Genomic DNA, 25,251 nt, shown 5'->3' on the forward strand with positions numbered 1-25,251 from the left:
GTCACGGTGAATACGTTCCCGGGCCTTGTACACACCGCCCGTCACACCATGGGAGTGGGTTGCTCCAGAAGTAGCTAGTCTAACCTTCGGGGGGACGGTTACCACGGAGTGATTCATGACTGGGGTGAAGTCGTAACAAGGTAGCCGTAGGGGAACCTGCGGCTGGATCACCTCCTTAATCGAAAGATGTCAGCTTGCTGGCAAGCACCCACACGAATTGCTTGATTCACTGATAGAAGAGCAATTGAGTTAGTTAGACTCAAGGTAAGACGATTGGGTCTGTAGCTCAGTTGGTTAGAGCGCACCCCTGATAAGGGTGAGGTCGGCAGTTCGAATCTGCCCAGACCCACCAATCGATGGGGCCATAGCTCAGCTGGGAGAGCGCCTGCCTTGCACGCAGGAGGTCAGGAGTTCGATCCTCCTTGGCTCCACCATCTCCACCTACCGCTAACGCGATTGCTTGAAAAGCTCAGACATGAGCGTTTGATACACCATCCGGTGTAGCCCAAACTCTGATGTCTGGTCTTTGATCAGAACTGTTCTTTAAAAAATTGGGAAAGTGATAGAAGTAGACTGCATTAACTGTTTTCACTGGCAGTTAGTGTCGTCAAGGTAAAATCTTGCGAACTCAAGCGCAAGTTTTCGGCGAAATGTCGTCTTCACTCATCTAACGCTTTGCAGATCGGTAGCGTCCTTGGACGCCAGCGAGATTGCTTGGGGTTATATGGTCAAGTGAAGAAGCGCATACGGTGGATGCCTTGGCAGTCAGAGGCGATGAAAGACGTGATAGCCTGCGATAAGCTTCGGTGAGGTGGCAAATGACCTGTGACCCGGAGATCTCTGAATGGGGAAACCCACCTAGCATAAGCTAGGTATCTTAACCTGAATCCATAGGGTTAAGAGGCGAACCAGGGGAACTGAAACATCTAAGTACCCTGAGGAAAAGAAATCAACCGAGATTCCCTTAGTAGTGGCGAGCGAACGGGGACCAGCCCTTAAGTTGATTTGAGAGTAGCGGAACGCTCTGGAAAGTGCGGCCATAGTGGGTGATAGCCCTGTACGCGAAACGCTCTTATCAATGAAATCGAGTAGGACGGGGCACGAGAAACCCTGTCTGAATATGGGGGGACCATCCTCCAAGGCTAAATACTCCTGACTGACCGATAGTGAACCAGTACCGTGAGGGAAAGGCGAAAAGAACCCCGGAGAGGGGAGTGAAATAGAACCTGAAACCGTATGCGTACAAGCAGTGGGAGCCCACTTTGTTGGGTGACTGCGTACCTTTTGTATAATGGGTCAGCGACTTATTTTCAGTGGCGAGCTTAACCGAATAGGGGAGGCGTAGCGAAAGCGAGTCTTAATAGGGCGTCTAGTCGCTGGGAATAGACCCGAAACCGGGCGATCTATCCATGAGCAGGTTGAAGGTTAGGTAACACTGACTGGAGGACCGAACCCACTTCCGTTGAAAAGGCAGGGGATGACTTGTGGATCGGAGTGAAAGGCTAATCAAGCTCGGAGATAGCTGGTTCTCCTCGAAAGCTATTTAGGTAGCGCCTCATGTATCACTCTGGGGGGTAGAGCACTGTTTCGGCTAGGGGGTCATCCCGACTTACCAAACCGATGCAAACTCCGAATACCCAGAAGTGCCGAGCATGGGAGACACACGGCGGGTGCTAACGTCCGTCGTGAAAAGGGAAACAACCCAGACCGTCAGCTAAGGTCCCAAAGTCCTGGTTAAGTGGTAAACGATGTGGGAAGGCTTAGACAGCTAGGAGGTTGGCTTAGAAGCAGCCACCCTTTAAAGAAAGCGTAATAGCTCACTAGTCGAGTCGGCCTGCGCGGAAGATGTAACGGGGCTCAAACCAGGCACCGAAGCTACGGGTATCACCTCTGGTGATGCGGTAGAGGAGCGTTCTGTAAGCCTGTGAAGGTGAGTTGAGAAGCTTGCTGGAGGTATCAGAAGTGCGAATGCTGACATGAGTAACGACAATGCGAGTGAAAAACTCGCACGCCGAAAGACCAAGGGTTCCTGCGCAACGTTAATCGACGCAGGGTGAGTCGGTCCCTAAGGCGAGGCTGAAAGGCGTAGTCGATGGGAAACGGGTTAATATTCCCGTACTTCTAGTTACTGCGATGGGGGGACGGAGAAGGCTAGGCCAGCTTGGCGATGGTTGTCCAAGTTTAAGGTGGTAGGCTGACTGTTTAGGTAAATCCGGACAGTTAAGGCCGAGAACTGATGACGATCCTTCTTTTAGAAGGAGAAGTGGTTGATGCCATGCTTCCAGGAAAAGCCTCTAAGCTTCAGGTAACTAGGAACCGTACCCCAAACCGACACAGGTGGTCGGGTAGAGAATACCAAGGCGCTTGAGAGAACTCGGGTGAAGGAACTAGGCAAAATGGCACCGTAACTTCGGGAGAAGGTGCGCCGGTGAGGGTGAAGGGTTTACCCCGTAAGCTCATGCCGGTCGAAGATACCAGGCCGCTGCGACTGTTTATTAAAAACACAGCACTCTGCAAACACGAAAGTGGACGTATAGGGTGTGACGCCTGCCCGGTGCCGGAAGGTTAATTGATGGGGTTAGCGCAAGCGAAGCTCTTGATCGAAGCCCCGGTAAACGGCGGCCGTAACTATAACGGTCCTAAGGTAGCGAAATTCCTTGTCGGGTAAGTTCCGACCTGCACGAATGGCGTAACGATGGCGGCGCTGTCTCCACCCGAGACTCAGTGAAATTGAAATCGCTGTGAAGATGCAGTGTATCCGCGGCTAGACGGAAAGACCCCGTGAACCTTTACTGTAGCTTTGCACTGGACTTTGAGCTTGCTTGTGTAGGATAGGTGGGAGGCTTTGAAGCGTGAACGCCAGTTTGCGTGGAGCCATCCTTGAAATACCACCCTGGCAACCTTGAGGTTCTAACTCTGGTCCGTTATCCGGATCGAGGACAGTGTATGGTGGGCAGTTTGACTGGGGCGGTCTCCTCCTAAAGAGTAACGGAGGAGTACGAAGGTGCGCTCAGACCGGTCGGAAATCGGTCGTAGAGTATAAAGGCAAAAGCGCGCTTGACTGCGAGACAGACACGTCGAGCAGGTACGAAAGTAGGTCTTAGTGATCCGGTGGTTCTGTATGGAAGGGCCATCGCTCAACGGATAAAAGGTACTCCGGGGATAACAGGCTGATACCGCCCAAGAGTTCATATCGACGGCGGTGTTTGGCACCTCGATGTCGGCTCATCACATCCTGGGGCTGAAGCCGGTCCCAAGGGTATGGCTGTTCGCCATTTAAAGTGGTACGCGAGCTGGGTTTAGAACGTCGTGAGACAGTTCGGTCCCTATCTGCCGTGGACGTTTGAGATTTGAGAGGGGCTGCTCCTAGTACGAGAGGACCGGAGTGGACGAACCTCTGGTGTTCCGGTTGTCACGCCAGTGGCATCGCCGGGTAGCTATGTTCGGAAGAGATAACCGCTGAAAGCATCTAAGCGGGAAACTTGCCTCAAGATGAGATCTCACTGGAGCCTTGAGCTTCCTGAAGGGCCGTCGAAGACTACGACGTTGATAGGTCGGGTGTGTAAGCGCTGTGAGGCGTTGAGCTAACCGATACTAATTGCCCGTGAGGCTTGACCATATAACACCCAAACAATCTGACCGCAGGTCAGAGCGTGAGGAAGACGACGCCGAAAACGGGCGCGTGGGTTCGCAAGACCCAAGACGAATTGTCTACTTCGATCACAGACCCAATTGGGCCAGCCAGGCAGCCTTATCGCCTGGCCAGCCAACCGAATTGCTTGACGAACATAGAGCATTGGAACCACCTGATCCCTTCCCGAACTCAGAAGTGAAACGATGCATCGCCGATGGTAGTGTGGGGTTTCCCCATGTGAGAGTAGGTCATCGTCAAGCGCCTAACACCCAGCACCCCCGCTCAGATCACTCTGACGGGGGTGTTGTCTTTGGGGCGGAATAAAGTCGAACGGAGTTCGGGCATGCCGTTGCTGAACCTGCTGAGTGATGGGAAATTTCATTCCGGCGTCGAGCTTGGTGAGGCCTTGGGCGTCTCCAGGAGTGCCATCTGGAAGCGGCTGAAGACGCTTGAAGAAGACTTTGGCGTCGAGGTGTTCAAGGTTCCGGGTCGGGGTTACCGCCTGGAGGAGCCATTGTTCCTGCTAGATGCCGAGCGGATCGCTCGGCAGGGTGGGTGGCCAGTCACCGTCCTGGCTTCGATAGATTCCACCAATGCCGAGGCGCAACGCCGGCTGCACCAGCACGAGCAACCACCCTTCGTCTTGCTGGCCGAGCATCAGCAGGCCGGGCGCGGACGTCGAGGTCGTGCCTGGGTCAGCCCCTATGGCAAGAATCTCTATCTCACCGCCGTGGTGTCCAGCCAGGGTGGCATCCAGAAGCTGCAGGCACTAAGCCTGACCATGGGCCTGGCCGTGATCCGTACCCTGCAACGGCTGGGTGTCGAGGATGCCTGGCTGAAGTGGCCCAATGACGTCCTGGTTCGTGGTCGCAAGCTGGCTGGCATTCTGATCGAGCTGTCGGGTGATCCGCAGGACGTCTGTCAGGCAATCATCGGAATTGGCATCAACGTCAACATGCGCCTGGCCGAGAACATCGATCAGCCGTGGATTTCCATGGCCGAGGCGCTGGGTGGCCTGCAGGATCGCAACGAGGTCGCCAGCCTCCTGCTCCAGGAGATAGACAACCTGTGGCGTATTCATCGCCAGTCGGGATTCACCGCCCTGCGGGACGAGTGGGAGCGTTATCATGGCTGGCAAGGTCGAGCGGTAACCCTGTCTTCGGGGGTTCGCTGTATCCAGGGCACAGTGGAAGGAGTTGCCGAAGATGGGGCTATCCTCATGCGCGTAGACGGGCAGACGCAGGCTTTCAGCGGTGGCGAATTGAGCCTGAGCCTAGATCATGATTCTTGAACTCGATTGTGGTAACAGCCTGATCAAGTGGCGGCTCTTGGCCAAGGGTGGCGGCGTGGTCGCTACCGGCATCGTCGACAGCGACGAAGCCCTGATCGCCGCATTGTCCCAGCCGGACACACCCGCCCTGGCGGCCTGTCGCCTGGTCAGCGTGCGCAGTGACGAAGAGACCCAGCAGCTCAAGGAGCTTCTCACGGCGACCTTCGGTATCGTCTGCCACCAGGCCTTGCCGGTAGAGATCTGGAACGGCGTGCGTAATGGGTATCGGGACCACCAGCGCCTGGGCATGGACCGTTGGCTGGTGGTCCTGGCAGCGGTGCAGTTGGCAGAAGGCAAGGCTTGTGTAGTGCTTGACCTGGGTACTGCGGTCACCGCCGATCTGGTCGATGCCCAGGGCGAGCATCAGGGTGGGTTCATCTGTCCGGGTATTCCGTTGATGCGTCGGGAACTGCAGACCCATACCCGTCGTATCCGCTACGATCCACATTGGGCCAGTGGTGAACGCTACGAGGCGCCGGGACGTACGACCATCGAGGCCGTGGAGCGTGGGTGTCTATACATGCTCAAGGGTTTCGTCCGTACTCAGTACGAACTGGCTCAGGATATGTTCGCCGAAGGTTGCGAAGTGTTTCTGACCGGGGGTGACGCAGAACTGGTCAAACATGTCGTTCCGGGTGCGCGAATCGTGCCCGATATGGTGTTTGCTGGATTGGCATTGGCGTGTCCGCTCGAGAACGAATGATGCGTTGGTTGTTTCTGCTATTGGCGGTACTGAACGTTTTCTACTACATATGGCACCAACAGCAGGCGCCTTTGTTAGGTAAGGAAATCGCCCCTCTGGCGTTGTACAAAGGCGAGCGTGAAAACATTCGCCTGTTGAACGAGACGGCATCCGGTGACGCTGTGCGGCGTCAGTGACGGCGGTACCCTTCGATGAGGAGCGAAGATGCTGACGCTAGGTAATCTCTGCCTGTTACTGGGCGCAGTCGGCATTGGTCTATGGTTCTGGCATGCCCATGGCATTCGCGAACAGGCTCTGAGGTTGGCGGAGCAGGAGTGCCGCCGCCGCAAGGTAATCCTGCTCGATGGCGCCGTGGCTTTTTCACGTTTTCGCTGGATGGCCGATGCCAAGGGTCGCAAGCGCCTGGCGCGGCTATTCGCCTTCGAGTTCACCGTGACGGGTGAAGAGCGGCTGAACGCCTCTCTCGCGCTGTTCGGCAAGACGCTGGCCAAGGTCGAGTTCGCCTCCTTCGTGGTACCCGAGGTCGAACGGCCGTCGGCGGACTCAGTGGTGGCTTCGGCTCCCGTCTATCAGGCCAAGCCCGAGCATGGCCAGGTGGTCTATCTGGATCAGTGGCGGCAGCGCCAGCGTACCGATACCAGCAGGCGCCAAGAGCCGGAGTAGGATCCGACGCTTCTTTCAAACCCTTTCCTTTCTTGGTCTCGACGATCAGCGCGTGCTGGTCCGTTCTGGCTTTTCGCTTCCTTTCATGTGATCCCTGATGTTCAGCCCTCTAGTTACCTTTCCTGCGCTCTATTTCGCCACCCTGTTGATGTTGGCCGGTTCCGGTCTGTTCACCACCTACATCGGCCTGAGACTCACTCAGCAGGGAGCTGGCGACCTCTGGACCGGCGCCCTGATGGCGGCCTATTACTTCGGGCTGGTGTGCGGGGGCAAGTTCGGCCACCGGCTCATCGCCGGTGTCGGCCATATCCGCTCCTATGTGGCCTGTGCCGGTGCCGCCACGGTCACCGTCCTCATCCATGCCTTGGTCGACGACCTGAACGTCTGGATCGCGCTGAGATTCGTCATGGGCATAGTGATGATGAACCAGTACATGGTGATCGAGAGCTGGCTCAACGAGCAGGCGGAGAATCATCAGCGCGGCAAGGTGTTCGCGGGCTACATGGTTGCGGTGGACCTGGGTCTGGTGATCGGCCAGGCGCTGCTGGCCTGGCATCCGCAACTGGATTACAAGCCGCTGTTGCTGGTCGCGATCTGCTTCGCCTCTTGCCTGATTCCCCTGGCGATGACGCGGCGGGTGCACCCGGCCAAGCTGGTGGCGGCGCCTCTGGAGATCCGCTTCTTCTGGCAGCGTGTGCCTCAGTCGCTGGTGACCATCTTTACCGCGGGACTGCTGGTGGGCGGCTTCTATGGCCTGGCACCGGTATTCGCCAGCCGTAGCGGGCTGGACACGGCGCAGTCGAGCTTCTATGTCGGGTTGTGCATCGTGGCGGGTTTCTGCGCCCAGTGGCCGCTGGGTTGGCTGTCGGATCGTCTCGATCGCTGCAAGCTGATCCGCGCCAATGCGGTATTGCTGTGCCTCGCGGCGGTGCCGCTGTGGGGCCTGATCACCTTGCCCTATCCCTGGCTGCTGGCCGCGGGATTCGTGTCGGGGATGCTGCTGTTCACCCTCTATCCGCTGGCCACGGCCTTTGCCAATGACCATGTCGAGCCCGAGCGGCGGGTGGAGTTGTCGGCGATGCTGCTGACCACCTATGGCGTGGGTGCGTGCATCGGTCCTCTGCTGGCTGGCGCCGCCATGGAGCACTTTGGCCCGGGCATGTTCTATGTGCTGACCTCGGCCTATGCGCTGATCCTGATCTTCTTCGTGCAACCGCGCTTCGTGAGTGGCGAGCACCGACTAGACGCGGCGCCGCTGCATCACGTGGCCATGCCCGATTCGGTGAGTCCGATGGCGGCGGCGCTGGACCCGCGGATCGACGAGGTGCCTCATGAGCTGAGCGTGGACGCACCCGCCAGCATCGGGCCGGGCAGCGAAAAGATTCATTGAGCGAGCCCGGCGCAAGGCCGGGCAGGAAGGCGCGGATAAGACTTAGGCCTGGCGGGTCTGGCCGGCCTTGATCAGGCGGTCGAGGGGCTGGGCCGACCCGTTTTCAGCCACTTCATCGCTATCCAGGCGCTGTTGCTGGTCTTCGATAACCTGACCCAGTGGGCGCAGGCTGGACTCTTCGGCGACCCGGTGTTCCTGCAGCTGCCGTTGCTGCTGCTTGATGATCTGGCCCAGGGGGCGCAGGCTGGATTCCTCGGCGAGGGTGTGTTCCTGCAGGCGCTGCTGCTGTTGCTTGATCAGCTGGCCCAGGGGGCGTTGGCTGGATTCCTCGGCGATCTGGGTCGCAGCGCTCGGAGCAGAGACGAAGTCCTGGGCGAAGGTGTTGAGGGCAAGAGCGGTCAGGGCAAAACCGAAGGCGATACGCAGGTTCATGGTGGTGTCCTCTGGGGAGACTGGTCTGGAGTGAGTTCAGTATCCCGAGCAGGGCCGCCCGAAAAAAATAGACTGGCGAGATAGTGACTATCAGCGCCGTCGATGGCTTTGCGAAAGTGTCTAGCCTCCTGTCGATGATTCTCGCTTTTCCGCTTCGCTCAGGTGCGCGCCACCGAACAGTTCGCGCAAGGCGGCGGCATAGTCGCGCGTGCCGATCACCATGCTGTTGGAGTGAGTGCCGCCCGGGATCAACAGCAGCCGCTTGGGCGGTTGCGCGGCTGCATAAAGCGCCTCGCTGAAGCGGGGCGGCACATAGCGGTCGTCGTCGCCGTGGACGATGAGCACCGGGATATGGATTTCCGGGATCTTGTCCAGGGAATCGAATTTCTCCGACATCAGCCAGCGCAGGGGAAAGCGGGTGTCGACCACTGCCGAGGCGGCGTCGGCCAGGGTGGTGAAGGTGGATTCGATGATCAAACCGGCCGCGGCGGGATAGTCGCCCGTCGGATCTCCGTCACGGGCGATGCGCCAGGCCAGATCCACCGCCACCGCACCACCCAGTGAATGGCCATAGATGTATCTCTTGCGGGGATCGGGCTGCAGGCTCTGCAGGTGCTTCCAGGCGATGCGGGCATCCTGGTAGACGCTGCGCTCCGACGGGACGTCGCCAGGGCTTTCGCCGAAGCCGCGATAGTCGATGGCCAGCACCGAATAGCCGAGTTGTCGCAGGGTGGCGATGCGCCGGACCTGCGCCGTGAGGTTCCAGCGGGTACCGTGCAGATAGAGCAGGGTGGGGGCGTCTGGACGGCGGGCGGGCCACCACCAGGCGTGGAGGTAGTCGGTGCCGGTCAGACCGTCCGGAACCGGCAGATTGAACTGGCGGACGCCTTCCGGCACGCCAGTGAACCAGCTGGCATTGCCCGGTTCGATGCTGAACACCCACTGACGTTCGCGATAGGCCAGTTCCGAGCAGCCATAGGGGACACCTACACCCACCAGCAGGATGACGAAGAGCAGCGGGATCCAGCGGCGGCGGAGCAGGGCGGCAAGGGACATGGCGTTCTCTGAAGACTAAGGCGGGGGACAGGAGCGTTCGTCGCCTGGCGCGAACCCCCGTTTCGGTTGGACAGTCATCCTAGAGTCAACGACTGCAATGTCTCCAACTTGAGGTGAGCCATGAGTGCCACGGCCAAGAAGAGCGATCCCGAACTCTGGGAAAAGGTGAAGCAAGAAATTACCGCGGGCGACAAGGGCGGCAAGCCCGGTCAGTGGTCGGCGCGCAAGGCGCAGCTGGCGGCCCAGGAGTACCAAAAGCGTGGTGGTGAATACCAGGGCGGCAAGGGCAAGGACAACCATCTGCAGCAATGGACCGACGAGAAGTGGGGCACTCGCTCCGGCAAGAAGTCCGAAGCGACCGGTGAACGCTATCTGCCGGAAAAGGCACGGGATTCCCTGAGCAAGGAAGAGTACCAGCGCACCACCGCGAAGAAGCGTCGCGATACGCGACGCGGTAAGCAGCATTCCAAGCAGCCTGCCGATGTGGCACGCAAGACTGCGACCGCGCGCGAATCGGGCCTGGCCGGTCTGACCAAGGACGAGCTGATGAAGCGTGCCGCGCGCCGCGAGGTGCAGGGCCGGTCGCGCATGAAGAAAGACGAACTGGTGAAAGCGTTGCAAAAGGCAGGTGAAAAATGAGCACCAAGAAAGCTTCCGACGACGACCGGAAAGACGTACGCAACGAATTCAAGCAGGTGGTCAATATGACCCCGAGCCAGCTGCGCAAATGGCTCAGCGGTGACACCAGCAAGGGCGTCGGCATGACCAAGGGCGGCAAGAAGGTCACCGCAGCCAACGACGGCAAGGCGGTCGGCCACGCCATGGGCGAGCGTATCCTGGAGCTCAAGGGCAAGCGCCAGGCCGAGCTGGAAGACGATGACTACCAGGCCATGCGCAAGGTCATCGGCTATGTCCATCGCCATCTCAAGCAGCGGCCGGAGGGCGATATCGAGGATTCGCGCTGGCGCAAGTCGCTGATGAACTGGGGCCACGACCCCCTGCGCGACAAGCGCAGTGCCTGATCCCGACTAACCGCAGCCCAGCTGCGGTTTTTCTTTTGCAGAGAGTGACTGGCCGAATTTGTGGGCAACTGTGACGCCGCAGCGCGGACACAAAGGAGTAGGGTAGCCGCCTATCTATCTGAACGCGTTCAAGGAGTTGTCGATGGCACCCCGGGATCTGTTGCTGGCACTGGTCGTCATCCTGGCCTGGGGGGTGAACTTCGTCGTCATCAAGCTCGGGCTGCATGGGGTGCCGCCCATGTTGCTGGGTACCTTGCGCTTCTGCCTGGCGGCCTTTCCGGCGATTCTGTTCGTGCGGCGACCCCAGGTGTCCTGGCGGCTGCTACTGGCCTACGGGCTGACCATCTCCCTGGGGCAGTTCGCCTTCCTGTTCTCGGCCATGTACGTGGGCATGCCGGCCGGCCTGGCCTCGCTGGTGCTGCAGGCGCAGGCCTTCTTTACCCTGGCGTTCGCCGCCACGTTGCTTGGGGAAAAGGTAAGACGTGCCAGCCTGGTAGGGCTGGCGGTGGCGGCCCTGGGGCTCTTGCTGATCGGTACCGAGCATGGCGTCACCATGACCCTGGCTGGTTTCCTGCTCACCCTGGCGGCCGCAGCCATGTGGGGCCTGGGCAATATCGTCACCAAGAAGATCGGCAAGGTGGACATGCTCGGTCTGGTGGTCTGGGGCAGCCTGATTCCGCCGCTGCCATTCCTGGCCCTGTCGCTGCTGCTGGAAGGCCCGGAGCAGATCGCCACGGCACTGACGTCGCTGTCGGGCGGGTCGGTCTTCGCCATCGTCTACCTGGCCTTTATCGCCACCCTGGTTGGCTACGGCATCTGGAGTCGGCTGCTGTCGCGCTATCCGGCCGGTCAGGTGGCGCCCTTTTCGCTGCTGGTGCCGGTGGTTGGCCTGACGTCAGCGGCCGTCGTGCTGGGCGAGCAGATGACCACCCAGCAACAACTGGGTGGGTTGGCGGTCATGCTGGGCCTGCTGGTCAATGTCTTTGGCGGTCGCTGGCTGGATGCTCGGAAAAGCGTGTCACCTAACGCATGATGTTGCACGTTTGTATTTGATTGTGCATGATCTGCTGATCCTCTTGGAGTATCGGTATGAGTGCAGCCATCCATCTTCCCGAAGAACGCCAGGCCGCGATCCTGGCCCTGCTGCGTGAGCAGGGACGAGTCCTGTCCGCCGAACTGGCCGCGACCTGGGGCATTTCCGAAGACAGCGTGCGCCGTGACCTGCGCGAGCTGGCCCGTCAGGGCCTGTGCCGACGGGTATACGGAGGGGCGCTGTCGCTGTTGACGCCGCCGGAGCCGCTGCCGACCCGTATCGGCCAGGACGAAACCGCCAAGCAGTCCCTGGGGCGGGCGGCGTCCCGGCTGGTGCAACCGGGGCAATTGCTGCTGCTGGATGCCGGCTCGACCAACCTGGCCATCGCCCAGGCGCTACCGGGCGATCAGCAGTTGACCGTGGCGACCAATGCGCCAGTAATCGCGGCGGCGCTGCTGCAGCGCCAGGGTATCCGGGTGCTGATGATCGGCGGGCTGGCCGCTCCGGAGTCGGGCGCTTGCCTGGGTGCACGCGCGATGCGCGATCTGCGCGGTGTCCGTGCGGACCTGGCTTTCCTTGGCGCCTGCGCCCTGGCAGTGGAAACCGGGGTGACCGGCTTCGATCTGGAGGAAGCCGAATTCAAGGCAGCCGTGGCCGAGCAGAGCAGTCAGGTCGCCGTCGCGATGACTGCCGAGAAGCTCGACAGCGTGGCCTTCTATCATGTGCTGAAGCTCGATCAGGTGAACCACCTGGTGCTGGAGCCGGGTTTGAGCGAGGGGCGCCTCCAGCCCTATCGCGACGCCGGTCTGCAGCTGCATTCGCTCGCCAGTGACCGTTAGCCTCTCGCCCTAGGATCCCCATGACCACTGCCGTCTTGCGTCGCCAGCGCCGCGCCACCTTTACCGTCTTTCTCGCCAATGGTTGCGGGATTGGCGGCTGGGCGGCGGCCATTCCCGAACTCAAGCGCAATCTGGCACTGGGGGACGGTCAGTTGAGCCTGGTGCTGCTGGCCGTCGCCCTGGGCGCCATGCTCACCATGCCCTTCGCCGGGGTGCTGGTGCCGCGGCTCGGCGGCACCGGACGCCTCACCCGCTTGAGCATCCTGGCCTTCGTATTGGTGCTGATCTGGCCCGGGGTGGCGCCGTCACTGGCCTGGCTGCTCCCCTGCGCGCTGCTGCTCGGCGCCTGCAATGGCCTGATCGACGTGGCCATGAACGCCCATGCCAGTGATGTCGAAAGCCGTTGGGACAGACCGCTGATGTCCTCTTTCCACGCCGCCTTCAGCCTGGGCGGCTTCCTCGGTGCTGGCCTCGGGGCGCTGGTGCTGCACCTGGGCGCCTCGGCATTGCTGGTGCTGCTGGCCGCGGCGCTAGTGGCGCTGGTGCTGGCGTTGCCGGCCGCCCTGGCGCTGGACGAAGGTGATCGCAGTCCGGTGAGCCATGCCCTGCGGTTGCCGGATCGGCGGGTGCTGGCGCTGGGGTTGATCGCCCTGGGCTGCCTGATGCTCGAAGGCGCCATGACCGACTGGAGCGCTGTCTACCTGGGTCAGGTGGGTGGGGCGACGCCGGTGGTCGCCACCCTCGGCTATGCCGCCTTTTCGCTGACCATGCTGGTGGGCCGTCTGTTTGGCGATGGCATTCGCCACCGCTTCGGCGGGCCCCAGGTGATCTTTGGCGGGGCCCTCCTTGCCACTCTTGGCCTGGCACTGGCGGTGATCCTGCCGGCACCCTGGAGCGCCATCCTCGGCTTTGCCCTGGTGGGACTGGGCCTGTCCAACGTGGTACCTGCAGCCTTCAGTGCCGCAGGCCAGGTGGCCGAGACCCCGGCCGCCGGTATCGCCATGACCGCCACCGCCGGCTATCTGGGCTTCCTGCTCGGCCCGCCGCTGATCGGGGCCGTGGCGGGGCAGGTGGGACTGCGCGGCAGCCTGCTGCTGCTGACTCTGATCGGGGTGGCGGTAGCGCTGCTCGCCCTGCGCCAGCGCAAGGCATGACGTCTATCCAGGGAACCCCGCTGCGCTGAGCAGACCCAAGAGGGAACGGAAATCCAAGGAGGCGGCCATGACGCGCCCACGCAAGATCCTCGCCTGGCTGCTGGGAATCATCCTGCTGCTGCTCGTCCTGCTGGTGGTGGTCCTCGCCACCTTCGACTGGAATCGGCTCAAGCCAACCATCAATGAGCAGGTATCGAGCGCCTTGCACCGACCGTTCGCCATCGAGGGTAACCTGGGCGTGGTCTGGCACCGCGAGCCGGATCAGGGCGGTTGGCGCGCCTGGATTCCCTGGCCGCATATCGCCGCCGAGGACCTGACCCTGGGCAACCCGGATTGGGCCAAGGAAAAGACCTTCGTTCATCTCGACCGGGTGCAGTTGCGGATCTCGCCGCTGGCGCTGCTGGCCAAGCAGATCTATATCCCGCGCATCGACCTCACCGGGCCGGTGGTCAATGCTCAGCGGCTGGCCGATGGGCGCAACAGCTGGACCTTCGAGACCGCCGAAAAGGATCCCAAGGCCGAGCCTTCGGCCTGGACGGTGGACATCGGCACCATCGGCTTCGATGCTGGCAAGGTGGGCTTCGACGATGCCCAGACCGCCACCCGGCTAAAGGCGCGCATCACCTCCCTCGATGCTCCCATCGCCTATGCCGACCTGGTCGGCAAGCAGGGCACCTCGCGCCAGCGGTCCAACGTCAAGCAGACCCAGGCCTTCCAGTTCGCCCTGGCGGTGGAAGGCAGCTACAAGCAGGTGCCGGTCAATGGCCGCGGCCAGATCGGTGGTCTGCTGGCCTTGCAGGATGCCGATACGCCGTTTCCCATCCAGCTCGATGCCCGGGCGGGTGAGACCCGGGTGCAGGTGTTCGGGACCCTGACCGATCCGCGACGCCTGGGCGCCCTTGATCTGCATCTGGTGCTGGAAGGCAAGAGTCTGGCGCAGCTCTATCCGCTGACGGGCGTTACCCTGCCGGAAACGGCACCCTATGCCACCGACGGTCATCTCACGGTCAAGCTCAATGACCCGGCTGGCGCCCGCTTCAGCTACGAAGACTTCAACGGCCGGGTAGGCAAGAGCGATCTGCATGGCGAGGTGCTGTTCACCGGTGGTAAGCCACGACCCAAGCTCAGCGGGACGCTGCGCTCCGATCAGTTGCTGTTCGAAGACCTGGCACCGCTGATTGGCGCCGATACCAAGGAGCAGCAGGCCGCCAAGGGTGAAACCAGCCAGCAGCCGACGACCAAGGCGCTGCCCGTGTCCGAGTTTCGCACCGATCGGTGGCGCGCCATGGATGCCGACGTGCGCTTCACCGGTAAGCGCATCGTGCAGAACGCGCAGTTACCGATCACCGACCTCAACACCCATGTACGCCTGACCGATGGGGTGCTGTTGCTCGATCCCCTGCGCTTTGGCGTGGCAGGGGGCGACCTGAACACCACGGTACGTCTGGAGGGCGACAAGACCCCACTGCGGGGGCGTGTCGACCTGCATGTACGACGGGTCAAGTTGAATCAGCTGTTCCCTACCGTGGAGACGATGAAGCGCAGCATGGGTGAGCTCAATGGCGACGCCACCCTGAGCGGCACCGGCAACTCGGTGGCGGCCCTGCTGGGCACCAGCGATGGTGAGCTCAAGCTGCTGATGAACGATGGCCGCATCAGCCGCAGCCTGATGGAGCTGGCCGGCCTCAACGTCGGCAACTACCTGGTCGATCGGCTGTTCGGCGATGACGAAGTGGAGATCAATTGCGCGGTTGCCGATCTCGACTTCAAGAAGGGCCTGGTGCAGCCCCAGGTGTTCGTGCTCGACACCGAGAACGCCCTGATCAACATCACCGGCACCATCAACCTGACGAGCGAACGACTGGATCTCACCGTCGATCCCCACAGCAAGGGCTTGCGCATCTTTTCCCTGCGCTCGCCGCTCTATGTGCGCGGCACCCTGAAGAATCCTTCGCCTGGCGTGAAGGCGCTGCCTCTGGCCGCCCGGGGTGCCGTGGCGGCGCTGCTGGCGACCTTCGCCGCGCCTGCCGCCGGTCTGCTGGCGCTGGTGGCGCCCAGCAATGAGCAGGGTGCCCAGTGCAGCGCGCTGCTCCAGCAAATGCGGGCCGCGCACTGAGGTAAAGCCGCTGAAAAGGAACTTGACAGGCGACCGTTCGGCGGCGTCGGACGAGCGGAAAAGAACCGGTTTGGTTGGTCGAGTTCTATAACAATAACCCGAGTCGGGCAGCCTTTTCGCGGAGACCCCTCATGCGTGACGACACCGATAGCCATTACGAAATTCACTACAAGTTGCTGGGCGAGAGCTATACCGACCGTATCAGCAATCTGGATGTACCCATCACCGACGTGGTCCGCGATCTGGCCTGCCGGCACCTGGATGCCATCAACGATGAGCGCTTCCAGTTGGCCGACATCGAGTCCGGTCAGGCGCTGGTGGCCCTGCATGATGTCTCCATTCATCGTGTCTCGCCGGAAGCGCCATGAGTCGCCTGGCAAGCGGTGGCGTGCTGGCCCTGACCCTCATGGGGCTGGCGGCCTGCTCCACCGAAACAGTGGTGACCCTGCAGGATGGCACCCAGTACATCACCGAGGATCGTCCCACTACCAAGACGGCTGACGGCTTTTATGAATTCACCGATGTGGCGGGTCGTCACGTGCGGGTGAAAGCCGGTGAAGTGGCCACCATCAAGGCTGAAGACTAATCGGGAGATTGCCATGCCTCGCGGCGACAAGTCCAAGTACAGCGACAAACAGGAGCGCAAGGCCGAGCACATCGAGGAGAGCTACGAGAAAAAGGGCGTCTCCAAGGATGAAGCCGAAGCGCGGGCCTGGGCGACGGTGAACAAGCAGTCCGGCGGTGGTGAAAAGGCAGGTTCCGGCAAGGCCAAGAGCGGCACCGCCAAAAGCGCGGATCGCAAGGATTCCGCCCGGCGGGCGGTGGCCACCAAACAGGGCCAGTCGCCCAACAGCGGACGTGCAGCGGCGCGTCGCTCGCGCAGCGGTAGTACCTCGCTCAGTGACCTGACCCGCGATGAACTGGTGAAGAAGGCAGCCGAGCAGAATGTTCGGGGTCGTTCGCGGATGAAGAAGGACGAGTTGATCCGCGCGCTCAGCTGAGGTTTGAACACGCACAAAAAAGCCGGACCTGGTCCGGCTTTTTCTTGGCCTGGCGTCTTAGCTGGGCAGCAGACGGCAGGTGAGGCTCTTGATGTAGCGGGTTTCCGGAATGGCCGGGTGTACTGGATGATCCGGGCCCTGGGCGCCGCGTTCGAGGATCTGCAGATTGCGATCCAGATGGCGGGCACTGCCGAGCAGGATGTTCTGCAGGTCGTCTTCGGGGAGGTGCATGGAGCAGGAGGCACTGACCAAGATGCCGTCCTTGTTCAGCAGCCGCATGGCCTGCTCGTTGAGGCGACGGTAGGCGGCCTCACCGTTCTTCAGGTCCTTGCGCTTCTTGATGAAGGCTGGCGGGTCGGCAACGATGACATCGAATTTTTCTTCACCGGCCTTGAGTTCCTTGAGCGCCTCGAAGACATCGCCCTCGACGCACACCAGCTTTTCCGCCAGGCCGTTGAGGGTGGCATTGCGCTCCACGCCGTCGAGGGCGAAGCCCGAGGCGTCCACGCACATGACTTCGCTGGCACCGAAGGCCGCGGCCTGCACGCCCCAGCCGCCGATGTAGCTGAACAGGTCGAGCACCCGCTTGCCTTCGACATAAGGCGCCAGGCGCGCACGATTCAGGCGGTGGTCATAGAACCAGCCGGTCTTTTGGCCTTCACGCACCGGAGCCTCGAAGCGCACGCCGTTCTCTTCCAGCCCCACCCAGTCGGGGACCTCGCCATAGGCCACTTCCACGTAGCTGGAAAGGCCCTCGGCCGCACGGGCGCTGCCATCGTTCTTCCACAGCACGCCCTGGGGTTTGAATACCTGCAACAGGGCGGCGAGGATGGCGTCGCGCTGGCGCTCCATGGTCGCCGAGGCGATCTGCACCACCAGGATGTCGTTGAAGCGATCCACCACCAGGCCGGGCAGGAAATCCGAATCGCCATAGACCAGGCGATAACAGTGGCTGCCGAACAGCCGCTCGCGCAGGCTCAGGGCGACCTTGAAGCGATGCACCAGCAGCGACTTGTCCAGCAGGTAGCCGGTGTCGCGGGAGAACAGCCGGGCGCAGATCAGGTTGTTGGGCGACAGCGCCACCAGGCCCAGCGGCTTGCCGCTGGTGGTTTCCAGGATGGCCTGGTCGCCTGGCTCGAAGGCGGTGAGCGGCGTGGCGACCACGTCCACCTCGTTGCTGTACACCCAGAGGTGCCCGGCGCGCAGACGGCGGTCGGCATTGGCTTTGAGGCGCAGGCGAGGCAGGGTCATGAATCACTCCAACGAAGGGGGCAAAAGCGCGGAATTATAGCGCAAAGCCACCTGCCTGGGCCGGCCGTCAGTCCCGCTGGCTGATCTCGATGTCGCTCAGCCCGGCTTCCTGGGCGCGGCGGGCGATGCTCGGCTGGGCATGGCGCTCCCAGGGTGCATCGACCACCACCTGGGGTTCCTCGACGTGCTTGATGAGCAATTGCAGCAGCGCTTCCTCCTCTGTGACCGGCTCGAAGCTTTCCAGCTCGTGGCTGAGTGGCTCGCCATTGAGGCGATAGTGAATCTGGTAGTGGTGCAGGGTCTGCATGATGGTGCCTCGGTAGCGGGGGGATAACCGATGGACCCCGCTGGGCGGCAGCGGTTGCGTCAGCCGCCCAGGCTATCGAGGATCGGGCAGTCGGGGCTGGCATCGCCGTGGCAGCAGGAAACCAGTTCGCCCAGGGTGCTGCGCAGCCGCGTCAGCTCGGCGATCTTCTGGTCCAGCTCGGCGATGTGCCGCTTGGCCAGCGCCTTGACGTCGGCACTGGCACGCTGCCGGTCCTGCCAGAGACTGAGCAGCTGGCGGATCTCCTCCAGGCTGAAGCCCAGCTCCCGCGAGCGGCGGACGAAGGCCAGCACCCGCAGGTCTTCGGCGCCGTACTGGCGATAGCCGCTGTCGGTGCGCCCGGCGGGTGCCAGGAGGCCGATGCGCTCGTAGTAGCGCAGCATCTTGGCGGTAAGCCCGCTGGCCTTGGCGGCCTGACCGATATTCATGACGGGGAGTCTCCGGACGGGCGCCAGCGGCCGAGCAGCAGGGCATTTGCCAGGACACTGACGCTGGAAAAGGCCATGGCGGCTCCGGCATAGACCGGGTCAAGCAGGCCGAAGGCCGCCAGGGGCAGGCCGATGACATTGTAGACGAAGGCCCAGAACAGATTCTGGCGGATCTTGCGCTGGGTACGCCGGGCGATGTCCAGTGCCGCCACCACCTGGCGCGGATCCTCCTGCAGCAGGGTGATACCGGCCGCATGGCGCGCGGCCGCGGTGCCCGAGCCCATGGCGATGCCCAGCTCGGCAGCGGCCAGTGCCGGGGCGTCGTTGAGGCCGTCGCCGACCATGGCGACGCCCCCCTGGGTCGCTTGCAGGCGGGCGACCACCGCGGCCTTGTCGGCGGGCAGTACCTCGGCCTCCCACTGCGCGATGCCCAGCGCCTCGGCCACCTGGCGGGCGCTGCCGCGGTTGTCACCGGTCAGCAGCCAGCTGTCGATGCCGTCCGCGCGCAACTGGGCGATGGCCTGGGTGGCGCCCGGACGAATCTCGTCGCCAAAGGCCAACAGCCCCAGCACCCGCGCCGGGGCACCAGTCTCCAGCAGCCAGGACAGCGTGAGGCCCTGGTCTTCCCAGTCGCGGGCCGCCTCGGCCAGCGGGCCGGCAGCCAGGCCCTGTTCGGCCAGCAGCCGGGCATTGCCGAGGAGCAGCGCGCGCCCCTGCCAGCTACCGCCCAGGCCGCGGCCGGGGAGGGCGCGGACGTCGCTGGCTGGTGGCGTATCCAGGCCACGCGCGCGGCAGGCTTTCAGCACCGCCGTGGCGAGCGGGTGTTCGCTGCCCCGTTGCAGACTGCCGGTCAGGCTCAGCAGCTCGTGCTCCTCGATTCCGGGCGCCGTGGCCAGCTGGCGCAGGCGCAACTGGCCGGCGGTCAAGGTGCCGGTCTTGTCGAACACCACGGTGGTGATGCCCTGGGCGCGTTCCAGGGTTTCGGCGTCCTTGATCAGGATGCCGTGGCGCGCCGCCACCCCGGTGCCGGCCATGAGCGCGGCTGGCGTCGCCAGACCCAGGGCGCAGGGGCAGGCGATGACCAGCACGGCGACGGCGGCGAGCAGGGCGGGTTCCAGGGCGTGTTCGGTCAGCAGCCAGCCAGCCAGGGTGAGGAAGGCCAGGCCGATCACTACCGGGACGAAGATCCGGCTGATGCGATCCACCAGTTGCTGGATGGGCGCCTTGCTGGCCTGGGCGTCTTCCACCAGGCGGATGATGCCGGCCAGCACCGTCTCGCCGCCCAGCGCGCTGACCTCGATGTGCAGATTGCCCTCGCCATTGATGGCGCCTCCGACCACCTCGTCACCGGGGCCTTTGGCGACCGGGCGGCTCTCGCCGGTGAGCAGGGCTTCGTCCACCTGGCTTTCGCCCAGCAGGATGCGACCGTCGGCCGGAATGCGTTCGCCCGGGCGAATCTGCAGGCGGTCGCCCAGCCGCAGCCGATTCAGCGCGACTTCTTCTTCCTCGCCGTCCGCGTTCAGGCGCCGGGCCTGCTCGGGTCGCAGGGCTTCCAGGGCGCGCAGGGCGGCACCGGTACGGCGCTTGGCGCGGGCCTCCAGGTATTTGCCCAGGCGGACCAGGGCGATGACCATGGCCGCTGTCTCGAAATAGAGATGGGGACTGTTCTTGACCAGCCAGAGGTAGAGGCTCAGGCCGTAGGCAGCGCTGGTGCCCAGGGCGACCAGCACATCCATGTTGCCGCTGCGGGCGCGCAGGGCATGCCAGGCGCCGCGATAGAAGCGGGCGCCGACCAGGAACTGTACCGGTGTCGCCAGCAGGAATTGCAGCCAGGCCGGTGGCATCAGGTGCCAGCCGAAAGGTGCCAGCAGCATGGGCAGGATCAGCGGGGCTGCCAGCAGCAGTGCCAGGGCCAGCTCCAGTTGATCCCAGGGCAGCCCCGCACGCCCCGGGGCAGGGCGGTCATCCTCGGCGAGGCGGTCCTGGGCGTCGTAGCCCGCGGCTTCCACTGCGGCGATCAGGGCGCCGGTCTCGACCGCGGCCAGGGTCTTCACACGGGCACGCTCGCTGGCGAGATTGACCTCGGCCGACAGTACCCCGGGCACGGCGCGCAGGGCCTTTTCGATGCGCCCCGCGCAGTTGGCGCAACTCATGCCGGACAGCGCCAGGTCGTGCTCGGCCTCGGCTACCCGGTAGCCGGCCGCCGTGATGGCTTCGGCCAGGGCCGGGGCCGCCTCGGGCGGTGCGCTGACGCGGGCCTTTTCGCTGGCGAGGTTGACCCCGGCCGCGCTGACCGCCGGCACCTTCTGCAGGGCGCGCTCGACCCGCCCGGCGCAGGCTGCGCAGGTCATGCCGCTGATGGAGAGTTCGAATTCGTGCATGGGCACCTCCTGACATCAGTGTTGACCTTGACCTCGGGTCAAGGTCAACACTGGAACCCGGTCCTGGCGTTTGGCGTCAGGAGAGATAGGTTTCGTCAGACAGGAGCAGACCATGCATGTCATCAAGGTAGTTGGAATGAGTTGCGCCCACTGCGTGAGTGCGGTCGAGGCGGCGGTCCTGAAGGTCGATAGCCAGGCACGGGTCGAGGTGGACCTGCAAGCGGGCGAAGTGCGCATCGACAGCGCCGAAGTGGATGCGCCTTTCCGCGCGGCCATCGAGCAGGCGGGTTATACCGTCGCTGACTGAGCCCAGTCGCGCACGATGGCGCGGAAGAAGGTGGTGAACACCTGCTCGGTGGCCAGCAGCGGCGCGAAGGTCTGTTCGTCGCGCAAGAGATCGGACAGGGTGCCAAGAAACAGGCTGTGCAGCAGTCGGCTGGCCAGCTGTGGTGTCACGCCCGGCTGCAGCCGGGCCGCCTGGGCGGTGAAAAGGGCGTCGGTAATGCGGATGAACTGACGCAGGAACTGCAGATCGCGTTCCTCGGCCTCGCGCAGTTCCTCGGTGAACTCGCAGCGGTGCAGCATGATCGTCATGACCCGCTGTTCACGTCCGGGCTTGGTGAATTTCTCCATGCCTTCGATACAGAGCTTGAAGAGTCGCTGCAGGCTGTCTTCCTCGCCATCGACGCGCAGGCGCTCGGTCAGTTCGTCGGCCGGGATTCTTATCTGGCTAAGCATTTCGTGGAACAGGTGGGCCTTGTTCTGGAAATGCCAGTACACTGCACCCCGGGTGACGCCGCATTCGCGGGCGATCATTTCCAAGCTGGTACGCGCCACGCCATTGGTCAGGAACAGGGCTTCCGCCGCATCGAGAATGGCTTGGCGAGTCTGTTCGGCTTCTTCTTTCGTACGACGCATGGGCGATCTGATTGGCAGTGGGTCTGCCATGCAGTTTAGCGCGCCTTGGCACTTTTACAAACATCATTGTATGTAACTGCGCGGCATTTCCGCTTCCACCGGATTGGCTTTCATGACCTTTCGCTTACTGTTGATTCTCGGGGCCCTCTCGGCCTTCGCTCCCTTCGCCATCGACATGTACCTGCCCAGCTTTCCTTCGCTGGCACTGTCGTTCGCCACTGACATCGAGCATGTGCAGCTGAGTCTGGCGGTGTATTTCGCCGGCCTCGCCAGCGGCCAGCTGTTCTACGGTCCCCTGGCAGATCGCTTCGGCCGACGGCTGCCGCTGCTGATCGGCATCGGCCTGTTCTGCCTAGCCTCGCTGGGTTGCGCCCTGGCGCCGAGCCTGCCCTGGTTGATCGCCGCGCGCTTCGTCCAGGCCCTGGGCGGCTGCGCCGGCATGGTGATCGCGCGCGCCGTGGTGCGCGACCTCTGCGAGCCGGTGGCGGCGGCACGGGCCTTCTCGCAGATCATGCTGGTGACCGGTATCGCCCCCATCATCGCGCCCTTCGCCGGCAGTCTGCTGCTGAGCACCTTCGGCTGGCAGGCCATCTTCGTCAGCCTGGCGCTGTTCGCCGCCGCCTGCGGCACCGCCGTGGCGCTCTGGTTGCCCGAATCCCTGCCGACGCACCATCCGCGGCCACCGCTGCGCGGGGCCTTGCGCAACTACCTGCGCCTGCTGCGCGATCGCGGCTTCATCGGCCATACCTTGACCGGTGGCATCGCCATGGCCGGCATGTTCGCCTACATTTCCGGCTCGCCCTTCGTGCTGATCGAACTCTATGGTGTTGCCCCCGAGCACTACGGCTGGGTGTTCGGTCTCAATGCCGCCGGCTTCATCCTGCTCGGCCAGCTCAATGCGCGCCTGGTGGTTCGCCAGGGGCCGGCCTTCTGGCTGCGCCGCGCGGTGGTGGCCTATGCCGCGGCGGGGCTGATCCTGCTGCTGGTCGGTGCCTTCCAGCCCAAGGCGTTGCCGGTGCTGATGATCCCGCTGTTCTTCGCCATCGCCCTGCTCGGCGGCATCGTGCCCAACGCCTCGGCCTGCGCCCTCGCCGGGCAGGGCGCCAATGCCGGCAGTGCCTCGGCGCTGATGGGTAGCCTGCAATTCATCCTGGCGGCGCTCGCCTCCAGTAGCGTGGGCGCGCTGCACAACGGCACCGTGGTGCCCATGTGCGCGGTGCTCGCCCTCTGCGCGGTAGCGACCGCTTTGATGGCGCGCTGGACCCACAGGCGCACGCCGGCCTGAGTCGGAGGGATTTTTCCCGGTACGGCGGGTCAGATAGGCGAACCCTCAACTTCCAGGGACGCCGACATGACCTTTGCCTACTGGTGCATCTTCCTCGTCTACCTCGTGCCCTATGGCGCGGCCTACTACGCCAAGTTCAAGGGCAGTGGCTTCACGCCCGAGGACAACCGTGATCCGCGTGGCTTCCTCGGCAAACTGGAGGGCGCCCGGGCGCGAGCCAATGCCGCCCAGCAGAATGCCTTCGAGATCAATCCGCTGTTCGCCGCGGCAGTGATCGTCGCCCACGTCACCGGTGGCGCCGACCAGGGCACCATCAACTTCTGGGCCTTCCTCTTCCTGCTCAGCCGCATCGCCTACACCTGGCTGTATATCCGCGACCATGCCACCCGCCGTTCCCTGGTCTGGGCCGGCGGTATGTTCTGCTGCCTGTGCCTGTTCATCGCCGCGGCCTGAGTCGCTCGAACGCGGACGCCGTCGGTCTTGACCGGCGGCGTCGGCTCCGGCTTCATTAGCGGCCTATCTTTCCTGGCCAGCCGCCATGACCTCCGCTTCGCCCGCCCAGCAGGTGCTGGGGCATTTCGCCGATCTGGCCCGAACCCGTGGGTACACCCTCGATAGCGCCCAACAGGCGGCCATCGAGCGCTTCGCCATCTTGGCCTACGAGCTGCTGCGCCCGCGGCTGTTCCGCCGCCAAGCGCCGCGCAGCCTCTACCTCTGGGGGCCGGTGGGGCGTGGCAAGAGCTTCCTGCTGGACGGCTTCTTCGCCGCTCTACCATTCGCCGAGAAGCGCCGTGTGCACTTTCATGCCTTCTTTCGCGACCTGCACGAGCGCATGTTTCGTCAGCCAGCGGGTGGCGATGCCCTGGCCGCCAGCCTGGACGACCTGCTGGAAGGTTGCCGACTGCTCTGCTTCGATGAATTCCATGTGCATGACATCGGCGATGCCATGCTCATCACCCGGCTGTTCAAGGCGCTGTTCAGCCGGGGTGTGGTGCTGATCACCACCTCCAACTATCCGCCCGAAGGGCTGCTGCCCAATCCGCTCTACCACGAGCGCTTCCTGCCGGCGATCCAACTGATCGAGACGCGCATGGACATCCTCTCGGTGGCCGGCCCCCAGGACTACCGCAGTGCCAGCTCCGTCGAGCCCGATCCCTTCGGCGTTGGCGCCTATCTCTGGCCGGGTAGCCCTGATCAGCGCTGCGCCCTGGGGCTGCCGCCGATGGCGGAGACGCGGGTGGAGGTAGCGGTGGGGCATCGCCATCTCCCCGCCATCAGCGCTGCGGATGGGCTGCTGCAGTTCAGTTTCGCCGAGCTCTGCGAAGGCGCCACGGCGGTCCTCGACTACCTGACCCTGAGCGAAACCTGGCACCGCTGGCTGCTCGACGAGGTACCTCCGCTGCGCGCGGCCAGCCCCGCCGCGCGACAGCGCTTCATCAACCTGGTGGATGTGCTCTACGACCGCCGGCTGGTGCTGTTCCTGGTCAGCGCCGCGCCTCTCGACGAGACCCTGGCCGACAGCGAGATCGCCGACATGTCGCGTACGCGCAGTCGACTGTCCCAGCTGCGGCAGATCGGCACCGGTTAGCGCTGTTGCCGTAGCTTCGCACTGTCCAGATGCCAGCGGCGCTGTTCGGCCGAGGCGCCATCGACGTCGTTGACCCGGCGCACCTGGTAGCTGCCGCTAAAGGTCTGGCGGGTGCCGTCGACCAGGCGCGCTCTTACCGTGACCGGAACGCTGACATAGCTCGAGCCCGCCGCGCCCTCGACCGGACCGGGCTGACCGAGGGTCACCTGCACGCCGCGGGTGCGGGCATAGCCCTGGCGGAATTTCTCGTAGCTGTTGCCGGGCTGGCCGTCGCTTCCCCATTGCTGCCAGGCGGTACCGTAGTCCCGGGCATCCAGCGCGCGGTAGTACCGCGCCACCACTGCCGCGGCGGCTTCGGCGCTGCTGGGTAGCGGACCGCAACCGGGCTGCTTGGCGGCCTCGTCGTCACCGAACAGGGCGCAACTGCGGGCGATTTCGTCCTGCATCAGCGCGCAACTGTTGGCGGCGTTGCAGGGCGGATGCGTCGCGGGGGAGAGCGCCCGACAGGTCGTGGCCAGCGCCTGGGCCGGCTTTTGCCCCAGCTCCTGGGCGCAACTGCGCGGGGCACGCTCGGTGGCGGCCAGGGCACCGCTGGCAAGGGACCACAGCAGAAGAGGACAGAGCAGCAAGCGTGGGGGCATAGGTGCGATCCTTGGCAAAGGCCCAGCCTAGCAGGCCGAGGTCGACACGGAAAAAGGCACG

At 63.4% G+C, this 25,251-nt stretch carries 26 protein-coding genes, 2 tRNA genes and 3 rRNA genes (1 of these 31 running past the window's edge); 23 read left to right on the forward strand and 8 right to left on the reverse strand.

Annotation, left to right across the window (positions count from 1 at the left end; all coding sequences use genetic code 11):
- The 10 genes from PJ259_RS20665 to PJ259_RS20710 all read left to right on the forward strand — a co-directional run.
- Positions 1 to 178: ribosomal RNA gene (locus PJ259_RS20665) — 16S ribosomal RNA — on the forward strand; it begins 1,359 nt to the left of the window's first position.
- 97 nt (positions 179 to 275) lie between these two features.
- Positions 276 to 352 (forward strand) — tRNA-Ile (locus tag PJ259_RS20670).
- A 6-nt stretch (positions 353 to 358) separates the two neighbouring features.
- A tRNA-Ala gene (locus tag PJ259_RS20675) sits at positions 359 to 434 on the forward strand.
- 292 nt (positions 435 to 726) lie between these two features.
- Positions 727 to 3,619: ribosomal RNA gene (locus PJ259_RS20680) — 23S ribosomal RNA — on the forward strand.
- 159 nt (positions 3,620 to 3,778) lie between these two features.
- Positions 3,779 to 3,894, forward strand: a 5S ribosomal RNA gene (gene rrf, locus PJ259_RS20685).
- The 16S, 23S and 5S rRNA genes sit together here with 2 tRNA genes alongside, the layout of an rRNA operon.
- Positions 3,895 to 3,977: 83 nt before the next feature.
- Positions 3,978 to 4,925: a bifunctional biotin--[acetyl-CoA-carboxylase] ligase/biotin operon repressor BirA gene (gene birA / locus PJ259_RS20690; protein ID WP_271654011.1), complete on the forward strand. Its 948-nt coding sequence runs from the start codon at positions 3,978 to 3,980 to the stop codon at positions 4,923 to 4,925.
- Positions 4,915 to 5,667 carry a type III pantothenate kinase gene (locus PJ259_RS20695; RefSeq protein ID WP_271654012.1) on the forward strand — a complete coding sequence of 251 codons (753 nt, stop codon included), beginning with the start codon at positions 4,915 to 4,917 and terminating at the stop codon, positions 5,665 to 5,667. Before birA ends, PJ259_RS20695 begins: the two co-directional genes overlap by 11 nt.
- Positions 5,664 to 5,843: a hypothetical protein gene (locus PJ259_RS20700; RefSeq protein ID WP_059313754.1), complete on the forward strand. Its 180-nt coding sequence runs from the start codon at positions 5,664 to 5,666 to the stop codon at positions 5,841 to 5,843. Before PJ259_RS20695 ends, PJ259_RS20700 begins: the two co-directional genes overlap by 4 nt.
- Before the next feature lie 28 nt (positions 5,844 to 5,871).
- On the forward strand, positions 5,872 to 6,330 hold the full coding sequence (locus tag PJ259_RS20705) for a DUF3301 domain-containing protein (RefSeq protein WP_271654013.1): 459 nt from the start codon (positions 5,872 to 5,874) through the stop codon (positions 6,328 to 6,330).
- Between the two features lie 97 nt (positions 6,331 to 6,427).
- Entirely contained in the window at positions 6,428 to 7,720 is a 1,293-nt protein-coding gene (locus PJ259_RS20710; RefSeq protein ID WP_271654014.1) for an MFS transporter, read from the forward strand.
- Between the two features lie 42 nt (positions 7,721 to 7,762).
- Here the strand turns inward: PJ259_RS20710 and PJ259_RS20715 are convergent, their stop codons facing one another.
- Both PJ259_RS20715 and PJ259_RS20720 read right to left on the reverse strand, forming a co-directional pair.
- The gene (locus PJ259_RS20715) at positions 7,763 to 8,152 is read right to left on the reverse strand and encodes a hypothetical protein (protein ID WP_271654015.1); all 390 of its coding nucleotides are present in this window, start codon (positions 8,150 to 8,152) and stop codon (positions 7,763 to 7,765) included.
- A 120-nt stretch (positions 8,153 to 8,272) separates the two neighbouring features.
- The gene (locus tag PJ259_RS20720; protein ID WP_271654016.1) at positions 8,273 to 9,208 is read right to left on the reverse strand and encodes an alpha/beta hydrolase; all 936 of its coding nucleotides are present in this window, start codon (positions 9,206 to 9,208) and stop codon (positions 8,273 to 8,275) included.
- Positions 9,209 to 9,328: 120 nt separating this feature from the next.
- On the opposite strand from PJ259_RS20720, the gene PJ259_RS20725 reads away from it, so the two are divergent.
- The 9 genes from PJ259_RS20725 to PJ259_RS20765 all read left to right on the forward strand — a co-directional run bounded on the left by PJ259_RS20725 (position 9,329) and on the right by PJ259_RS20765 (position 16,373).
- The gene (locus PJ259_RS20725; protein ID WP_271654017.1) at positions 9,329 to 9,847 is read left to right on the forward strand and encodes a hypothetical protein; all 519 of its coding nucleotides are present in this window, start codon (positions 9,329 to 9,331) and stop codon (positions 9,845 to 9,847) included.
- Positions 9,844 to 10,230 carry a DUF3140 domain-containing protein gene (locus PJ259_RS20730; protein WP_271654018.1) on the forward strand — a complete coding sequence of 129 codons (387 nt, stop codon included), beginning with the start codon at positions 9,844 to 9,846 and terminating at the stop codon, positions 10,228 to 10,230. The genes PJ259_RS20725 and PJ259_RS20730 overlap by 4 nt, the downstream gene beginning before the upstream one ends.
- 142 nt (positions 10,231 to 10,372) lie before the next feature.
- Positions 10,373 to 11,263: an EamA family transporter gene (locus PJ259_RS20735; protein WP_271654019.1), complete on the forward strand. Its 891-nt coding sequence runs from the start codon at positions 10,373 to 10,375 to the stop codon at positions 11,261 to 11,263.
- A gap of 56 nt (positions 11,264 to 11,319) precedes the next feature.
- A complete protein-coding gene (locus PJ259_RS20740) occupies positions 11,320 to 12,102 on the forward strand; it encodes a DeoR/GlpR family DNA-binding transcription regulator (protein ID WP_271654020.1) in 783 nt (260 codons plus the stop codon).
- 20 nt (positions 12,103 to 12,122) lie between these two features.
- Complete coding sequence (locus PJ259_RS20745) at positions 12,123 to 13,256, forward strand: MFS transporter (RefSeq protein ID WP_271654021.1); 1,134 nt, start codon at positions 12,123 to 12,125, stop codon at positions 13,254 to 13,256.
- A 67-nt stretch (positions 13,257 to 13,323) separates the two neighbouring features.
- The gene (locus PJ259_RS20750; RefSeq protein WP_271654022.1) at positions 13,324 to 15,372 is read left to right on the forward strand and encodes an AsmA family protein; all 2,049 of its coding nucleotides are present in this window, start codon (positions 13,324 to 13,326) and stop codon (positions 15,370 to 15,372) included.
- A 131-nt stretch (positions 15,373 to 15,503) separates the two neighbouring features.
- Positions 15,504 to 15,740: a hypothetical protein gene (locus PJ259_RS20755; protein ID WP_058765520.1), complete on the forward strand. Its 237-nt coding sequence runs from the start codon at positions 15,504 to 15,506 to the stop codon at positions 15,738 to 15,740.
- Positions 15,737 to 15,958, forward strand: coding sequence for a YgdI/YgdR family lipoprotein (locus PJ259_RS20760; RefSeq protein WP_059313765.1), 222 nt, complete (start codon positions 15,737 to 15,739; stop codon positions 15,956 to 15,958). The genes PJ259_RS20755 and PJ259_RS20760 overlap by 4 nt, the downstream gene beginning before the upstream one ends.
- Before the next feature lie 13 nt (positions 15,959 to 15,971).
- Positions 15,972 to 16,373, forward strand: coding sequence for a Rho termination factor N-terminal domain-containing protein (locus PJ259_RS20765; protein WP_271654023.1), 402 nt, complete (start codon positions 15,972 to 15,974; stop codon positions 16,371 to 16,373).
- A 57-nt stretch (positions 16,374 to 16,430) separates the two neighbouring features.
- Here the strand turns inward: PJ259_RS20765 and PJ259_RS20770 are convergent, their stop codons facing one another.
- The 4 genes from PJ259_RS20770 to PJ259_RS20785 all read right to left on the reverse strand — a co-directional run bounded on the left by PJ259_RS20770 (position 16,431) and on the right by PJ259_RS20785 (position 20,758).
- On the reverse strand, positions 16,431 to 17,624 hold the full coding sequence (locus PJ259_RS20770) for a class I SAM-dependent rRNA methyltransferase (RefSeq protein WP_271654024.1): 1,194 nt from the start codon (positions 17,622 to 17,624) through the stop codon (positions 16,431 to 16,433).
- Between the two features lie 67 nt (positions 17,625 to 17,691).
- Entirely contained in the window at positions 17,692 to 17,931 is a 240-nt protein-coding gene (locus tag PJ259_RS20775; RefSeq protein WP_271654025.1) for a hypothetical protein, read from the reverse strand.
- 59 nt (positions 17,932 to 17,990) lie between these two features.
- Positions 17,991 to 18,377, reverse strand: a complete 387-nt coding sequence (cueR, locus tag PJ259_RS20780) for a Cu(I)-responsive transcriptional regulator (protein WP_271654026.1) — start codon at positions 18,375 to 18,377, stop codon at positions 17,991 to 17,993.
- Positions 18,374 to 20,758, reverse strand: a complete 2,385-nt coding sequence (locus PJ259_RS20785) for a heavy metal translocating P-type ATPase (RefSeq protein ID WP_271654027.1) — start codon at positions 20,756 to 20,758, stop codon at positions 18,374 to 18,376. The genes cueR and PJ259_RS20785 overlap by 4 nt, the downstream gene beginning before the upstream one ends.
- A 112-nt stretch (positions 20,759 to 20,870) precedes the next feature.
- Here PJ259_RS20785 and PJ259_RS20790 point away from each other — a divergent pair, with 112 nt between their 5' ends.
- Complete coding sequence (locus PJ259_RS20790; protein ID WP_059313771.1) at positions 20,871 to 21,065, forward strand: heavy-metal-associated domain-containing protein; 195 nt, start codon at positions 20,871 to 20,873, stop codon at positions 21,063 to 21,065.
- On the opposite strand, the gene PJ259_RS20795 is transcribed toward PJ259_RS20790, so the two are convergent.
- Positions 21,047 to 21,676: a TetR family transcriptional regulator gene (locus tag PJ259_RS20795; RefSeq protein ID WP_059313772.1), complete on the reverse strand. Its 630-nt coding sequence runs from the start codon at positions 21,674 to 21,676 to the stop codon at positions 21,047 to 21,049. The two genes, PJ259_RS20790 and PJ259_RS20795, sit on opposite strands and share 19 nt — an antisense overlap.
- 112 nt (positions 21,677 to 21,788) lie before the next feature.
- Between PJ259_RS20795 and PJ259_RS20800 the strand changes: the two genes are divergently transcribed.
- From PJ259_RS20800 to zapE, 3 genes are all read left to right on the forward strand, one after another.
- Positions 21,789 to 22,961, forward strand: coding sequence for a multidrug effflux MFS transporter (locus PJ259_RS20800; protein ID WP_271654028.1), 1,173 nt, complete (start codon positions 21,789 to 21,791; stop codon positions 22,959 to 22,961).
- 66 nt (positions 22,962 to 23,027) lie between these two features.
- On the forward strand, positions 23,028 to 23,414 hold the full coding sequence (locus tag PJ259_RS20805) for an MAPEG family protein (RefSeq protein ID WP_271654029.1): 387 nt from the start codon (positions 23,028 to 23,030) through the stop codon (positions 23,412 to 23,414).
- 85 nt (positions 23,415 to 23,499) lie between these two features.
- Positions 23,500 to 24,549 carry a cell division protein ZapE gene (gene zapE / locus PJ259_RS20810; RefSeq protein ID WP_271654030.1) on the forward strand — a complete coding sequence of 350 codons (1,050 nt, stop codon included), beginning with the start codon at positions 23,500 to 23,502 and terminating at the stop codon, positions 24,547 to 24,549.
- On the opposite strand, the gene PJ259_RS20815 is transcribed toward zapE, so the two are convergent.
- Positions 24,546 to 25,190, reverse strand: coding sequence for a hypothetical protein (locus PJ259_RS20815; RefSeq protein WP_059313775.1), 645 nt, complete (start codon positions 25,188 to 25,190; stop codon positions 24,546 to 24,548). The genes zapE and PJ259_RS20815 overlap by 4 nt on opposite strands.
- Positions 25,191 to 25,251 lie beyond the last annotated feature (61 nt).

Source organism: Pseudomonas sp. JBR1 (genome assembly GCF_028198185.1).
In the GTDB taxonomy this organism is placed as follows: domain Bacteria; phylum Pseudomonadota; class Gammaproteobacteria; order Pseudomonadales; family Pseudomonadaceae; genus Chryseomonas; species Chryseomonas oryzihabitans_E.

What these genes read in the sequence shown, in the direction of transcription:
- PJ259_RS20785 (WP_271654027.1), bottom strand. Translation starts at nt 20,758, where the DNA reads ATGCACGAATTCGAACTCTCCATCAGCGGCATGACCTGCGCAGCCTGC.
- PJ259_RS20745 (WP_271654021.1), top strand. Translation starts at nt 12,123, where the DNA reads ATGACCACTGCCGTCTTGCGTCGCCAGCGCCGCGCCACCTTTACCGTC.
- PJ259_RS20775 (WP_271654025.1), bottom strand. Translation starts at nt 17,931, where the DNA reads ATGCAGACCCTGCACCACTACCAGATTCACTATCGCCTCAATGGCGAG.
- cueR (WP_271654026.1), bottom strand. Translation starts at nt 18,377, where the DNA reads ATGAATATCGGTCAGGCCGCCAAGGCCAGCGGGCTTACCGCCAAGATG.
- PJ259_RS20715 (WP_271654015.1), bottom strand. Translation starts at nt 8,152, where the DNA reads ATGAACCTGCGTATCGCCTTCGGTTTTGCCCTGACCGCTCTTGCCCTC.
- PJ259_RS20735 (WP_271654019.1), top strand. Translation starts at nt 10,373, where the DNA reads ATGGCACCCCGGGATCTGTTGCTGGCACTGGTCGTCATCCTGGCCTGG.
- PJ259_RS20800 (WP_271654028.1), top strand. Translation starts at nt 21,789, where the DNA reads ATGACCTTTCGCTTACTGTTGATTCTCGGGGCCCTCTCGGCCTTCGCT.
- PJ259_RS20705 (WP_271654013.1), top strand. Translation starts at nt 5,872, where the DNA reads ATGCTGACGCTAGGTAATCTCTGCCTGTTACTGGGCGCAGTCGGCATT.
- PJ259_RS20760 (WP_059313765.1), top strand. Translation starts at nt 15,737, where the DNA reads ATGAGTCGCCTGGCAAGCGGTGGCGTGCTGGCCCTGACCCTCATGGGG.
- PJ259_RS20795 (WP_059313772.1), bottom strand. Translation starts at nt 21,676, where the DNA reads ATGCGTCGTACGAAAGAAGAAGCCGAACAGACTCGCCAAGCCATTCTC.
- PJ259_RS20765 (WP_271654023.1), top strand. Translation starts at nt 15,972, where the DNA reads ATGCCTCGCGGCGACAAGTCCAAGTACAGCGACAAACAGGAGCGCAAG.
- PJ259_RS20695 (WP_271654012.1), top strand. Translation starts at nt 4,915, where the DNA reads ATGATTCTTGAACTCGATTGTGGTAACAGCCTGATCAAGTGGCGGCTC.
- PJ259_RS20740 (WP_271654020.1), top strand. Translation starts at nt 11,320, where the DNA reads ATGAGTGCAGCCATCCATCTTCCCGAAGAACGCCAGGCCGCGATCCTG.
- PJ259_RS20755 (WP_058765520.1), top strand. Translation starts at nt 15,504, where the DNA reads ATGCGTGACGACACCGATAGCCATTACGAAATTCACTACAAGTTGCTG.
- PJ259_RS20770 (WP_271654024.1), bottom strand. Translation starts at nt 17,624, where the DNA reads ATGACCCTGCCTCGCCTGCGCCTCAAAGCCAATGCCGACCGCCGTCTG.
- PJ259_RS20700 (WP_059313754.1), top strand. Translation starts at nt 5,664, where the DNA reads ATGATGCGTTGGTTGTTTCTGCTATTGGCGGTACTGAACGTTTTCTAC.
- PJ259_RS20750 (WP_271654022.1), top strand. Translation starts at nt 13,324, where the DNA reads ATGACGCGCCCACGCAAGATCCTCGCCTGGCTGCTGGGAATCATCCTG.
- zapE (WP_271654030.1), top strand. Translation starts at nt 23,500, where the DNA reads ATGACCTCCGCTTCGCCCGCCCAGCAGGTGCTGGGGCATTTCGCCGAT.
- PJ259_RS20815 (WP_059313775.1), bottom strand. Translation starts at nt 25,190, where the DNA reads ATGCCCCCACGCTTGCTGCTCTGTCCTCTTCTGCTGTGGTCCCTTGCC.
- PJ259_RS20790 (WP_059313771.1), top strand. Translation starts at nt 20,871, where the DNA reads ATGCATGTCATCAAGGTAGTTGGAATGAGTTGCGCCCACTGCGTGAGT.
- PJ259_RS20710 (WP_271654014.1), top strand. Translation starts at nt 6,428, where the DNA reads ATGTTCAGCCCTCTAGTTACCTTTCCTGCGCTCTATTTCGCCACCCTG.
- PJ259_RS20725 (WP_271654017.1), top strand. Translation starts at nt 9,329, where the DNA reads ATGAGTGCCACGGCCAAGAAGAGCGATCCCGAACTCTGGGAAAAGGTG.
- PJ259_RS20730 (WP_271654018.1), top strand. Translation starts at nt 9,844, where the DNA reads ATGAGCACCAAGAAAGCTTCCGACGACGACCGGAAAGACGTACGCAAC.
- PJ259_RS20805 (WP_271654029.1), top strand. Translation starts at nt 23,028, where the DNA reads ATGACCTTTGCCTACTGGTGCATCTTCCTCGTCTACCTCGTGCCCTAT.
- PJ259_RS20720 (WP_271654016.1), bottom strand. Translation starts at nt 9,208, where the DNA reads ATGTCCCTTGCCGCCCTGCTCCGCCGCCGCTGGATCCCGCTGCTCTTC.
- birA (WP_271654011.1), top strand. Translation starts at nt 3,978, where the DNA reads ATGCCGTTGCTGAACCTGCTGAGTGATGGGAAATTTCATTCCGGCGTC.